Here is a 13,442-nt window from a genome sequence, read left to right as displayed (position 1 = left end):
ATATTCTACCGTCCCTTACTTAAACGATCCGGAACTTTATCAGCAATCTTTTCCAGGGACGCAATCATATCTGAAATCCTTTTTCCGGCCCCATATCCTTTATCCAGCGCAGATTCCAGACAGTCGATCATACTCTGACGTTTCTCTTTAATTCCAATATCCCTGTAGATACGTCTCACAGGGTCAGACTGGTCATCCCAGGCTTTTGCATATCCGGCTTCAATATAAAAGGGAAAAGCTACATTTTTCATTACTTCGTTTATTTCCCATGCCAATTCCTGTTTTTCTCCATGCTTATCCGCTTCTCTTACCGTACCGACCGCGTCTATTTTGTCTGTCAGGCTGATACCCTGTTTTCTGGCTGATTCTGGTAAAAGAGAAGAGCGGTATAGCAGAAAACAGGTAAGATTATTCCTTAACTGGTGATTGCCCAAAACTTCCTTGATCCCCGGAATCCTCATACCTGCAGGTACACGCTCTCGAAAACTCTCGATATAGGCTTCTCCCAGGCTGTATTTCTGTAGATATCCTGTCACTTCCGATGCCAGTGCTTCTATTTTTTTATTTTCATAAATCATAATGCGGTTCTCCCCTTCCTTTATCTATATGCTGTTTTTTACTTTGCAATCGCTCCTTCTGTTCCTGCAGGATTTTCTTTCCTATTCTCTGCTGCCTTTTCACCCCCGCCAAAACTTCGTCTATGCGGCGGATTTTCCCCTGGGAATCCTGGAACAACTGAACCGTCTCCGAAAAAGAAATGCCTAAATCAGACATTTGCTTTTTCAACTGTTCTGACCTCTGATATTCTCCTTTGAACTCCTGATACCCCTCTTCATACAGAGAAACTTCTATACTCAGTTCCTGTATTTGTTCCCACAGGGCAAATGCCTCTGGATTGGCATCTTCCAAGTCTTTTAGCTGCCTTTTCTCCTGTCTCAGCGCTTTTGCCTGACCTGCTAATACTTTCAGGACATTATCCAGGTCATGGTCTGTATATATCTGATATGCAGACAGGAAATTATATTCTTCCTGCAGCTCATGAAGTCTCCGGATATCCTCCTTATACTTCCAGGCATTAGAGTATGGTTGTTTTTTGATGACTCCCAGCCGGTATAGCCTTGCAAAGTATATTTTTTGATATCCAGTCAGCTCAGACTTCCTTCTGGGAATATAACCGGATATCTTCTTGATTTTGGGCGGCAGTTTCAATACAGGCTTTGGTAAATCTTCCTCCCGCATAGGATTACACAGCCGTTCCCGTATCTTTTCCTCTGTATAATCACCTTTTAGAGTATCCAGCCTTCGCCCTTTATCCATTCCTGGAGGTTTTATCAGCGTATGTGCTCCATGCTTTATCTCATAGCCACGCTCCTCCATTCCGCTCAAAAATTCGTCCCAGTTTTCCGCCTGTGCTACAACCTGGTCGATGTCACGACGGATCATATCATTCCAGACAAAAATTCCGTCCTTACTCTGGTCCCAAGTCTTATCTCTTTTATGCTTCCTGTTCTCTCGAACCTTGTCCATATCGAGAGTAGCCATATGGTACTCTTCACAGATTTTATTGACGAGAGGCTGTATGATGTTATCCCAGTCGCCATTTCTGTAATCGTACTTCAATCCCTGCTCGACACAACGAACACTGTTAAACACAATATGCCCGTGGATATGGTCCGTATCATCATGCAGGGCATAAACAGCCTCAAACTCTTTACCCAGGTATTCCTTCACAAATTTACCTATGATCTCCATGGCAATATCTTTATCAACGGTATCTGCCGCCTCTTCAAACGATATGATAATATGGTATCCCTGACGGCCTCCCATCTTGTTATACCGGCGTTTTGTATTCAGCATCTGATTTAGCGCCGTCTCAGGCAAACAATTATACCCTGAAACATACAGCCCGTTTTCAGACTTAAAATCTTTTGTAATATAAGAGATCGCGTTTGCAAGATATTTTGCCTTAAATCCTGACTTTGCACATCCCATGTGCAGTATTTTGCTGACAGCCATAGTTAAGTACCTGCTGATTCCAACAAACTGACTACCTGTTTCACGGCTTCCTTGATCTGCTTCATATAGACATACAGCCGTTTTTTATCTGATTCATGGTACAGGCCGCTGTTATTGTTTTTGGTGATCTGATTGATATTTATGCCAATATGGTTCACTTCATTAGTAAGGCTCTGCATTGCCTCCAGCAAATCCGGGTAATCCCTGGGGCGGTTGGTTATCAGCATTCTCATGTATTGGGATTCTTTTAACCCCTGTTCTTCTGCTTTCCTCCTTAACTCCTCCAATTCCTCCGGGGATAGCCGTATTTCCTTACGGCAATTCTTAATTTTTGCTTTTCCCAGCCTGTTCACTCTCCTTCCAGCAAAGAAAAAGGAAGGAAACACAGCAATCAGCAATGTTCCTTCCTACCAGATACACTCTTACTATCTATCTTATCACCCGACGGCCCGCTGTTATCTCCACAGCAGGCAGTACGCCATGTAACCTCACCTGCAGCTCCTTTTGAAAATATGTCCTGCTGAAAGCAGTATTTAATATCTTCTCATCAGATAACAACCCCTGCAGGACCTGAAACAGGTTATCCCGTTCCTTCCCGCCGCAAAACACAAAATAATCCCTGATATCAGATATCATTTCATAATTTGATTCGCAGGCATCATCTATCATATGGTCAATATCTGTCTCCAGACACTCACCGTTTTCCAAGTCTGTCCTGTAGAGTTGCCCATAACCGTCCGTTTCCAGTGTATACCCGCTGTTTTTTATATATTCCAGCACCTTTTCAGCTTCTTCGGCGGTCAATGGCAGCAATATATCAAATTCATCAAGATATTCTCTCAGTTCGTCCGGTGTGTCAATCCGTCCCAAATCATCCCCTTCTTTCCGTAATTAATCGTATCATCAACAGGATTTTTTTCTCCAGTGATTCCTTCTTTAGTTGGTTATAGAATAAAGTCTGTTCAAACATGACATCCAGCAGTCCTTCATCTTTCTTTAGGTTTTCAACTGGTCCAGAATTTCCTGCTCTGCACTTTCATCTTCCACTTCTTGATAGTCAGAAGTTCAGCCAGTTTTTTCTTAATCTGCTTCCGGAATATCCTTCTTTTCACAAATTGCCCGCAAGAATAACGCTTCTGATTCCCTTCCTCGGCGGTTTTCAGTCTGCTATTCCCGCTCAACGACTTTTAATCTTATGTTGGGATCTTACTATTTTCATAGAATCCTCATCACGGTTTTGTAAAGTATTCTGTAAACCTCCACTTTCCCTAACTGGAAATAAGTCATTTTCCAAGCAAAAAGCAGCATATCTTCCGAATCCCTGCATGTATTTTAATTCATTTGTATCTGTTTCCTTTAAATTATCCCATATAACCAGGCTCGCCTCCTTTGTTATCTCCACGATCTGATAACCCTCTTCCAAGAGCTGGAACAACTTTTGATTTGTCATACATTCTTCTTCGGAAAAGGTTTCCGTTTTATAACTAAAAGGATCAATGAATTCCATTTCGCCTTCGTCACACTTAATACATGCCAGATAAGCCGGATTCCCTTCATGGTCCTGTTTCATAAGAATATAATAGAGTTCATACACATCACAGACACTGTCTTCCCTGCGTTTTTCTATTGCCATATTCAATCTCTTCACGGATATCACAGGCCATTGTTCCAGCGCTTCTATTACTTCCTTCATCGGTCTTCTATCTATGTAGTAGCTTATATCTCCAAGGTGTTCTTTCCAATATTCAACCAATTCACAGCGTTTTTCTGTTTCTTTGATCTGCTGGTATATTCTACGGACTACATCCGCCTCAGACTCCCCTGCATGTCGGATACGCCGCCATTCCATTTCGCTTATGGACTTCACAGCCCCGCATAGATCCCAAGCTAAAGACTTCAATGATCAAGTACCATACCATGTTTCAGGTTATCAAATTCAGCCAAACCGTTTAATGCATCGTAAATTAAATCTATTGTCTCCCTGTCTGCTGCTTCTTTACTTTTATCCAGCAGAAAAATAAGAAGTTCTGTCCTTGTATCCGCAAGTTTCAATGAATCCAACACATCGCCTCCAGGCACATAGGTAAAATCCAAGAAAGCTTTTTCAACAGGAACTTTTTCAAATAACTCTGTTACCTTTTTCTTTAGCTGTTCAAAATCCTCCTGCTCATATTGCACAAATATATCCCCTTTCCTGTGAGGCCGGTCCGGACTGGCTCCGCCAGTCCTCTGCAAGATACGGATTTTGCCGTACAAAATCCATTCTTGTTAGGGGAGTCCCCCTAATACCCCCGTATCAGCCTCAAAATGCTGATATCACTCACACATTTCTGCTGTCATCTTCGCTCAAAATGAGCTGATATCTGATAGCAGAAAAGGGAAACTGACAGCAGTTTCCCCACAACTCGCATATTAACCTGCTATCAGCTTCGATTATCTGACAGCAGGCAATATGAAATCTGATATCACCAAAACCTTTTAGATATCAATGTTTTGAAGTTCCTGCTATCAGTTACGGATAACTGATAGCGGGATTTTTATTCCATACATGATACCAGATTCCTGTTCCTGATAGCATATTAAATTCTCATGTCTTGAACTCTTTATTGGATTGGGCTTTATCACCCCCTTTCAATTGTCCACATTTTTAAAATCTATCTCGCTGTATGTTTCATTTTTTTCTCTCTCTGATCCGTTGCCGGCTGTAACGTAAGTCTATGTGCATCAAACTGGAATACCATATCCGATACATGCAGGGGGATCAGTCCGTATAGTTTATCTTCCTTACTCTTCATCTTTACTACCTCCTGCAATTTCTCCAGATTATACTCATTTTTAGAACACACTAAAATACGGTCGTTTAAAATTGGTATTACAAACAAATCCCCGCCAAGCCGCTGTGCAACTTGAGACAAAACAACCGGATAAAACATCATCCCGATCCCATTTTCTCCTGTTATACTATAAATCCCATATGTGTCTGGCAGAAGCTGCTCATAGCTTCCCAATACTCTTTTGAAGGCGTCCTTACTTGCATCCAATACTGTCTGTAAACGCTCGCCCACATCAAAATATTTGGCTTTGTCAAATAATTCCTGTGCTGTAAATCCCCACTGTTCTAAATGTTTGTTGCAGACTGGCCTTATATAATCGTTAGGCCAAACCTCACCGTCTTCCTTGCTGACCTCGTATACTTCGTCGAAAAACTTAAAATACACAGCGATATCCCCCACTGTGACATAAGGTGTCTCATTCTCTTCCAGTTTTTTTGCTGACTTCTCCAGATTAGCTGCCCAAATAGTAACGTTGTCCAACTGTTCGATCTTTTTGATCAGTCGTACCCGGTCAAAATAGTCGCAGATTCTATCTACCTGATTCGGCATTGTATATCTACAATACTGGTTATACAGGTGCCATAGCGATAGTGACTGGCTGCACATGGATTCGGTTTCCCTCGAAATTTCAACAGCTATCTCCTCATTGGCTGTCCCTTCGCCTATTACAACTAACTTTTTGTTGGTTTCATCTAACTGCCGGCCAAGTTCTAAATATAAATTCTGTTTATAATCCTCATATGTCATTCACGCATCACCTTTTCCCATTCCCGGATCGTCAGCAGTTTATTATCTGATGGGGAATAATGAAAACCATGACTTGAAACAGCATAACCGGACAGACTGCGGCGTACCTGATGATTCCCGTTCCTGTGGATTTCTTCAATGGAAAATCCCGGTGTCAGCGCTGCCATCGTATCAGGCAGGATGTAGGCTTCTCTTTCGGTATATGGAAGGATATAAAAGCTGTCGTGCATCAGTTGCTGCAGCTCACGGAGGACATCCCAATATAATATGGTTGCAGCTCCTCCCGGTCCGGTAACAGTATATCCAAGGGTATCCTCCGCCTCCCCGTCATTCAGGACACAAGGGATTCCATCCAGCATGTTTTCAATCATATTGTGTAAAGGATAGATTCTGCTCTCCATGGAAACGAGGGAGTGTTCCCGCACAAAACTGTGAAGTTCTCCTTTTCTCATATTCCAATTTTTCAAATGTCTGTTTGTCACCTCGGCCTGATAATAACGGCCATCTCCCAGCGGTGCGTAAAACATATAGTAAAACACCACATTCCCCATAACAAGGTAAGGCATATCATTATTTTTCAGTGCATCGAGGTCAAGTCTGTGGTTGGCAGCGTATATCGCCACATTTTCCGGCTGTTCCAACTGACTTACTGCTATCTTCAAATCCGCCGTCTGTGAATCGGAAAAAACCTCAATTGCCCGGTCCACCAATTCCTCTTCCCACATGTTTAGCATCTCCATTCTCAGAAATGCTTCCCTCATGGAAATGACAGGACAATATCTCTCCTTCTTTTCAAATAACATTGTGATCCCCTCGGTTGGAAGCCCTTTTGCCACAATCTTCACGTCCCCCTGGATATGGGAATCTTCCAAAGCCGCCTGAACGCATTGCTGATAAGCACCACAAAATTGTTTATATAATTTAAGATTCATATTCTTACTCTCCTTTATAATTAATAAAAAAAGCAGGTACTTTTCCGAATCACTCTGAAAAGTTACCTGCCCTGTCTTTTATTCATTTGAGGTTTTGGTTTCTGCCTCACCCTTTGACTCGTCTTTTGGATTTCATCCATTTTCTGGCTATAAGTATAAATAAAATCGGATAAATCCTTATCTCTCTGCTGATAACCGTTTTTCTTACTATCATAGAGGGTTTCCTGAATCCATTTTTTCCCTTCCCTATTTTCTTTTGGTAACGCCAAACATTGATTAATACTATTAGGAAACAGTATCAGATCTCCTCCTAACTTATCCGCCAATTCGTGTACTTTGTCCTTATACAGCATAGCAGACTCACCCCAATAAAAGCTCTCCGTTGTCATGATAAAAATATTTCTTCTATCTGGTTCTGTTTCAAATGGATCCATTTGAATGGCTCTTTGGTTTTCTGGGTTTTCTAATGACCTTTGATACAGAGCATTAAAATCCATGCCAAACTCACTCAACAGGTCAGCCGTCACTTTCAGATTAAGACGCATATCCTCAAGCAGACTATCCGATGAATGATAAATAACCCTCAATACAATCGCAATTTCGCCAGCCCCATATAATTCATGTGGCGTCTCCTCTAACAGCGCTTGATTCCGTTTTGCATTCACTAATGTCGGGACCACCATATCAGGTGATATTATCCCCATATCCCGAAATGCTGTTTCGGTAACTCTATCACGAAGAAAACGCCCAATGGAATCACTTGCCACCTTCCACATGGGTTCCCCCAATTCTGTATAGCGGTTGAACGCCACAGAAAGAAGCATCCCGGTTTCTGATATTTGTGGACATCCTCTCATGATAAGCATACAGCCATCTGATATATGGGACGGTAAAACTGCCTCCCACTTTAACCCCAGCTTTTTCAAAATGCTATTTACTTCATGAGTGAAGGATACATAAAAGTCCAACCTCTGTTTTAATATTGCTGCATATCTACTTGCCAAATGATAGCCCCATATCTGCCTCGTTTTTTTGTTTCTTTCGGTACATCGGAGATCATGCGAAACTGTTCTGTCCTGCAGTTATAATGATATAAGTTTTCGGACAGTGGCATCGTCCCATTGCTTTCACGCAATACATTCGCTATGTACCGGACACCGCTGCTATCCAGAAGAGGCATGGCGATGAATTGGTCAATACTCATAGGGACCAGCAAGATATCCTCACCGAGACTGTCCGCTAGTTCACGCATTTTTTCTTTATACAATATGGAAGCTGCCCCCAAATACTGCCCCGTGTTTGTTATTACGTAAAAGAGTGGCAAATTCTTTGCTGCCCCCTCATAAGATGCCATTTCATCTAACATTTTATATAATTCCACCATCTGGACGGACTCAATATTTCTGGGATTATCCAATGATCTCTGATATAGTTCATCAAAACTCAGCTCCCACTCCTCCAATATGTCATCCGTAACAGTCATATTTAGGTTGATTCCCCCAAGCGATTGATATGCAACCTGCAGGACGACTGCAAGGTCCTCAAACCTTATATGCGGAATCTGTTCTAACCGTTCCGCATTTTCTTTTACATTCGCAAATGTGGGGATCACCATATCTGGGGCGAAAACTCCCATATCCTCCAATGCACTTCTGGTTATTTTATCGTCAAAATATTCCTGCGTTGCCTCACGCGCGGCAACACCCCACAGTGTCCCTTGTAAAAACCTTTGATAATACTCATATATAGAAATAGGTGGCAGGTCGGCATAACCACCGCCACGGATAACCGCCATAGCGCCCTCTTTTCCCTCCCCAATTACAGGACTTGCCCGCCATGTAACTCCCAGCATTTTCAGATTATAGCTGATTTCATGAGTAAAATACTTGATAAATTCTTCATAATCCATCTGTCTGCCTCCTTATGGTAGTGATCTCACCTTCCCTGTTTCTTACTGGCCGCTTTTTTTTATACTCACTGGTTCCCTGGACTAAAGACAGCATATCTCCTATATCCTTAAACCTGTTTAATTTTCCATTGTCATACATATAAACATGTTTAGACAGTGATAACCGTGTCGCTGTGTGCTCAATGCTTTTCCGCATTTTTGTCTGTACCCATGTTTCCTGTACAAGCCCTGCCGGAAATAGGGCTGCTTTCCGTCCCGAATATGGCGCGTTTATAATCTGATCGAATACTTTCCAATCTGTCGGTTCCATCAACAGCCCCCTACCTTGTTCTATATTTTTCTATTTTAGAGTCGATAGCAGGAACCAGACTTTTTTTCACCGCATCATACTTAAAAACATGTCCAGAGATAACATGACGCCCATCTCCAATCGCTTCCTTTGTCTCATTCTGAAATTGCAGTTCCTCCTGCACATCTGATAAATCCTTCACATCAAATGTCTGTATATAAGCAGTGAAGCCATCGTCAGGAACGATCACCATATCGCCTCCCAGCTTTTTAATTACTTCCTCCATTACTTTAGGATAGAAAACAGCGCCAAAGCCATTCACCCCGTAGACCTGATATACCTGCCTTGCCTCCTCCCGTACATCCTCTACTGAACTAAATATGATGGACTGGTTATTTTCCAATGATTTTTTTACATTATCATACACATTTATAATTTGTGTACCAATTTCCTCTACCTCCTTATATCTGACCTTTTCAAATAGTTCTTCAACATTTATACCCCACTGTATCAAGTGGTCTTCTTTAACATCTTTGCAATAGGATCTATTTTCCGTTTCATAAATGAACTGAAATGTGATTGCCATATCCCGATAGGGCATGTACGTGATGTGATTCTTTTCTAGTTTTTCCCAATACTTAGACAGGTTCATGGGGAAAATCAGGACATTATCAATCTGCTCCAACTGTTCGCAGGCAATTCGCTCTGCATTATCATGCATCCCCAATATATACCGGGCGGCTTCATCAATCTCATAAGCAGCAATTGTATAACAATTTATATATACCAGTTCCATTGACATGCTGGGGCATATCGAAGCTCCATCACCTTTTATCATAAAAGATTCAAAGGGGGTTCCTTCTGCTATAAATTCCATTTCCTCCCCCTTTCCTCTCTGTTTTAACTGATCTTTAAATTCTTCTATAAAATCCTCCCGGACTTCATCGTATGCCTGATCTTCATCATAATCTCGCATCTTTGCTCTCCTCTCTGCCATATGCAGTTATCATTCCTGCCAAATTTTAACCCCTTCTTACCACACTGCATTTTCGCGGCTGTGGGACCACCACTAAGGACTTACACTTTTGCTTATAATGCAGGACGGCCCCTGACAAAGCATGGTTTTCAAAATCCTTGAAATGTTTCTGCCTTTCAAGACCCATTTTAATATCTACAAGTGTATATTGATCTGCGGCATAAATGCGCGTCTGACCGTTTGTTGTTGGCAGAAGATACAGATCTGTATTTACCCCTTCCGCAAATTCATCCAACGTGTTATTATAAAGCATACCAGCGGCACCTCCCGGTAAACCGTCCAGCACCAGATTTAATGCCCCAATGTCCTGCTCCGTTCCATCAAGTCGATCAACTGATAGATAAGTTCTTCTTTATAATTAAACCAATCCATATTTCTTCTTTTCTACTGGATTTTTCCAATTGCCTGTTTCCGCACCACATTCCTGCTTCTATCCAAATATTGAACAGTTGCTTTTTTTCTCTCTGTAACGAGAAATTCATTCCAATCTTTTCCGTGTGGTGGAAATCGGACTTTGACCCGATAACCCATTTCCCTATATTTTTTACGGCATGCTGCCGCTGCTTTTCTACCGGCTTTATCGTTGTCAAAATACAGGCTAACCAGCTTGATCTGGGGATTTTCTAACAAAAACCGGTCTAATGCTCCATCCCAGGTTGTCCCCAATGCCAGTTTATTTGACTGCCCGTCTCGTTTATAATCCATGTAGGACATTAAATCAATAGCCGCCTCAAATACCTTGACTTCTTTGTTTCTCCTATTTCGAACATTAAATCCATAGGTTTTGTCGTTATTGTCCACATCCCCTTTAAATGGCTTTCCATAATTGTCAACCGTTCCTCTCATGCTGGCAAAACGGGCTGTTCCGAATGAATCTCGACCAATAAAAACCACGTTATGGTATCTACGCGTTTCATAGATCAGTTTCTTTTTTACAAACCAGTCCACCACCGCTTTGCTCAAGCAACGTGTTTTCAACAGATAAGCATATAAACGCCGGTAATTATCATTCGCCTCTGGGAGCACAAATTCCCCCTTTTCCTCTGGTTCCGTCTCCTGTTCTGCTTTTCTGCATTCGTGTCTTTTTCTATATGTATCACTTTCAAACTCTTTATCCTCATATCTATAACCGGCTTCATTTAGTAGATAAATGACAGATCCGCGGAAGTCCATCCCGCAAAACTGTTTCAAAAATTCGATAGTATCACCATTATGGCCTTCCATACTCTGGGGGATAGAATAACGCAGCCAAGTCCTCCGGTTTTTTATCCTAACGGAATCATGTTCCTTTAGCGTATAGTAACTGCCAACTCTTTTTGTAGTGAACCCCTGACGTTCAGCAATGGATACCAGGTCCACGCTCCTCGCAATATCCAACTCTTCATCCGAAAATTTTATATCGCCACCTCCTGGATCAGAATCTTAATCTATAAACTTCATATCCAAGTAACTCCTGCCCTCTGGAAAGTTTCTTTCAAATTCTTGCAGATAGTTTCTACAGGCACTTCCATCTTTAGCCAGAAAGCAAAAATCCCGCAAGCTCATCCGCTTAAACATATGGGGCTGGTTGCACCACCTGGACAGGTTCACATACATTCCCCGGTAAGGAGACTCCCTGTATTTTTCATACCTCATAATATACGGGTAGGCACGCATCCCCATCAATATCCTTATGCGTTCAAATGTTTGTAGAAGGTCCTGCCGCCAAAATGATTGGTCATATCTCCCTTTTGAATCAAATCCTGTCAAGACATAGAATCTCACTCTCTTTGATCCCTGAAATACATTATTTATCACTTTCATCTTCTCAACAATCACTCTTTTATCCTTGATGTTGTTAAAAGCAAAAATCAAATCTCCATCCAGCCTGCAAGCTGCCAGTTCCTCAGCTTTTTGCGAAGTGATAAGCCGGATATCCAAGCCTTGCCGGAACTGTATCGGACGGCCTGTTTCCCGTAGCTGCTCCAACAAAGTGTGCCACTCCCTGCATGCCAGGAAATTATCATCCAGCAGGCATATTTTCTTTCTCTTAGGGTCATAAAACTCTGTCACAGGGCTTGCAGGCACCGATGCCGTCTTATTACGGTTTACACAAAAAGGGCATTGCCGAAAGCAGCCCCTTGTCAAAAAACCCACAGAATACTCCCGGTAATATTTGAATTTCTTACTTCTTTTCCCGTCCTCACCCTGGCTGGCAAGCCAATTTGCGTAAAGACTGTAATCGGGCATGGTATGTTCTACTTCATAAGGTAATCCGGGGGCCTGGTCTAAATAGAAACCAGTCCCCCCATATTTGACATGTTCCATAGTAAGAACTTCCTCCGGGCATCTTGTTCCTGTAAAAACCTTTGAAAGATACACCCGTCCAAACTCTTGTACATTGGAATAATCAGTCAATAATTCTACCTGATCACCCATCTGCTTATGATATGAGCTGATTTTCATACATGCCAGGTTTGGCATGCGATGTCTGTTTTTTTCCAGTAAGTCAGCATCAATAATCCCAACTTTTACATTCATCACCTCTTTACCGTAAATCTTTTACCCATTTCTGTTTCTTGCATTGCGGTGCTGTTGTGCTTCTCCGCTTGGAAAGTATATCCCATGAACCGCCGCCCGTGCATTCTCTGTCACAGCTCCAGCCGGCAGGGAACTCTCGGATTCCTGATGACTAAATGTTATTGTCTGGTCCCATGTCCATAAAATCTGCCAGGCACAACTGCCCTTCAATATTCTGATCCTGCATCCACCATCGAAACACATCTTCTCCGTTCTTCCATTTTGTCTCTTTTCCTGCCGCATGGATCGCCACCAGCATTTTTTCAAATGCCCGGATATAAGCTGCTTTGTACTTCGGAAAGTCTGCAAATTCCTTGTACCGGTTTTTGCCGGCCATCGGACACCCTACGCAGCCAACCCTCTTATACCCCATATTGTATAGCGGATTATAAGACATATGGTTGGAGCGGATATAGTCCCAGATATCACGGTGCTCCCAGTCAATGATCGGATTCGATACCACACGGCCACGGACTGCACACCGTTCTATAACCAGGCGCTTATCATCGTTATCGTTCATTAATGTAATCCGGTTTTCAACCTTCGCCGCTGCTGCTTCTAACTGCCCCCGTTTGGAGCGTTTCACACTTTCGTCCCACCGCACCCCGGTAGCAACCATTCTGTCCGGTGTTGTATTCTCTTTTAGGATTTCACAACAGTAGCGCTGCATCCTCGTGGGCGGCATCTTCTTTTTAACGATCAACTGCCACATACTTAACGATGGCATATGGATGTAACATGGGATCCCTTTTTCTTTTAAACCTCGAAATTTCTCCCGAATGTAATACACGGTATCGGGAGCATCGACTGTTGTATGAGAATTGTGGACCTCAAACTCAACGTTGGACCGTATAAACAAATCCAGAAGCACATCAGAATCCTTCCCCCCACTGTAAGTACAGATTATGGGGGCATCATAGTACCTCTTTGACATTTCACTTGCTAATTTGATTCGTTCAATGCTTTTCGCCTCTAAATCCAATAACTTCCGAAGAGACTATCGTTTTACATGGCCACAACTTCTTATCCCTCCTTTTGTGTTTCAATTTAGATTTTTATAAAGGAATCCAGAAAACCTTTCTACTTGAAGGATAGATGTTCTCGTATTCTGTCTTGTTAC

The 13,442-nt window shown here is 42.3% G+C and carries 16 protein-coding genes; all 16 read right to left on the bottom strand.

Features of this window, described 5'->3' with window-relative positions; genetic code table 11:
• Positions 1–5: 5 nt before the first annotated feature.
• Entirely contained in the window at positions 6–578 is a 573-nt protein-coding gene (locus tag NE473_RS19965) for a hypothetical protein (RefSeq protein WP_006775132.1), read from the bottom strand.
• Positions 568–2,016, bottom strand: coding sequence for a relaxase/mobilization nuclease domain-containing protein (locus tag NE473_RS19960; protein ID WP_055651426.1), 1,449 nt, complete (start codon positions 2,014–2,016; stop codon positions 568–570). The genes NE473_RS19965 and NE473_RS19960 overlap by 11 nt, the downstream gene beginning before the upstream one ends.
• Positions 2,017–2,018: 2 nt before the next feature.
• Complete coding sequence (locus NE473_RS19955) at positions 2,019–2,369, bottom strand: plasmid mobilization protein (RefSeq protein ID WP_242663992.1); 351 nt, start codon at positions 2,367–2,369, stop codon at positions 2,019–2,021.
• A gap of 76 nt (positions 2,370–2,445) precedes the next feature.
• A complete protein-coding gene (locus NE473_RS19950; RefSeq protein ID WP_006775136.1) occupies positions 2,446–2,886 on the bottom strand; it encodes a hypothetical protein in 441 nt (146 codons plus the stop codon).
• A gap of 307 nt (positions 2,887–3,193) precedes the next feature.
• Positions 3,194–3,916: a hypothetical protein gene (locus NE473_RS19945; RefSeq protein WP_006775138.1), complete on the bottom strand. Its 723-nt coding sequence runs from the start codon at positions 3,914–3,916 to the stop codon at positions 3,194–3,196.
• A complete protein-coding gene (locus tag NE473_RS19940) occupies positions 3,913–4,194 on the bottom strand; it encodes a hypothetical protein (RefSeq protein ID WP_147338545.1) in 282 nt (93 codons plus the stop codon). Before NE473_RS19940 ends, NE473_RS19945 begins: the two co-directional genes overlap by 4 nt.
• A gap of 476 nt (positions 4,195–4,670) precedes the next feature.
• On the bottom strand, positions 4,671–5,597 hold the full coding sequence (locus tag NE473_RS19935) for a DUF5688 family protein (protein ID WP_055651425.1): 927 nt from the start codon (positions 5,595–5,597) through the stop codon (positions 4,671–4,673).
• The gene (locus NE473_RS19930) at positions 5,594–6,529 is read right to left on the bottom strand and encodes a DUF5688 family protein (RefSeq protein ID WP_242866215.1); all 936 of its coding nucleotides are present in this window, start codon (positions 6,527–6,529) and stop codon (positions 5,594–5,596) included. The genes NE473_RS19935 and NE473_RS19930 overlap by 4 nt, the downstream gene beginning before the upstream one ends.
• A 62-nt stretch (positions 6,530–6,591) precedes the next feature.
• The gene (locus tag NE473_RS19925) at positions 6,592–7,533 is read right to left on the bottom strand and encodes a DUF5688 family protein (protein ID WP_039892247.1); all 942 of its coding nucleotides are present in this window, start codon (positions 7,531–7,533) and stop codon (positions 6,592–6,594) included.
• On the bottom strand, positions 7,506–8,438 hold the full coding sequence (locus NE473_RS19920; protein WP_006775143.1) for a DUF5688 family protein: 933 nt from the start codon (positions 8,436–8,438) through the stop codon (positions 7,506–7,508). Before NE473_RS19920 ends, NE473_RS19925 begins: the two co-directional genes overlap by 28 nt.
• Positions 8,428–8,748, bottom strand: a complete 321-nt coding sequence (locus NE473_RS19915; protein WP_006775144.1) for a hypothetical protein — start codon at positions 8,746–8,748, stop codon at positions 8,428–8,430. The genes NE473_RS19920 and NE473_RS19915 overlap by 11 nt, the downstream gene beginning before the upstream one ends.
• A 10-nt stretch (positions 8,749–8,758) precedes the next feature.
• Entirely contained in the window at positions 8,759–9,703 is a 945-nt protein-coding gene (locus NE473_RS19910; RefSeq protein WP_055651423.1) for a DUF5688 family protein, read from the bottom strand.
• Between the two features lie 46 nt (positions 9,704–9,749).
• Positions 9,750–10,016: a hypothetical protein gene (locus tag NE473_RS19905; RefSeq protein WP_055651422.1), complete on the bottom strand. Its 267-nt coding sequence runs from the start codon at positions 10,014–10,016 to the stop codon at positions 9,750–9,752.
• A gap of 131 nt (positions 10,017–10,147) precedes the next feature.
• Entirely contained in the window at positions 10,148–11,140 is a 993-nt protein-coding gene (locus NE473_RS19900) for a DUF3991 and toprim domain-containing protein (protein ID WP_006777207.1), read from the bottom strand.
• Between the two features lie 45 nt (positions 11,141–11,185).
• A complete protein-coding gene (locus NE473_RS19895) occupies positions 11,186–12,283 on the bottom strand; it encodes a hypothetical protein (RefSeq protein WP_006777208.1) in 1,098 nt (365 codons plus the stop codon).
• Between the two features lie 151 nt (positions 12,284–12,434).
• Positions 12,435–13,304: a phosphoadenosine phosphosulfate reductase family protein gene (locus NE473_RS19890; RefSeq protein ID WP_006777209.1), complete on the bottom strand. Its 870-nt coding sequence runs from the start codon at positions 13,302–13,304 to the stop codon at positions 12,435–12,437.
• Between the last annotated feature and the right edge of the window lie 138 nt (positions 13,305–13,442).

The organism is Hungatella sp. SL.1.14, from assembly GCF_024460495.1.
GTDB classification, from domain to species: domain Bacteria; phylum Bacillota; class Clostridia; order Lachnospirales; family Lachnospiraceae; genus Hungatella; species Hungatella hathewayi.
This window is presented reverse-complemented; position numbering and strand designations above follow the sequence as displayed.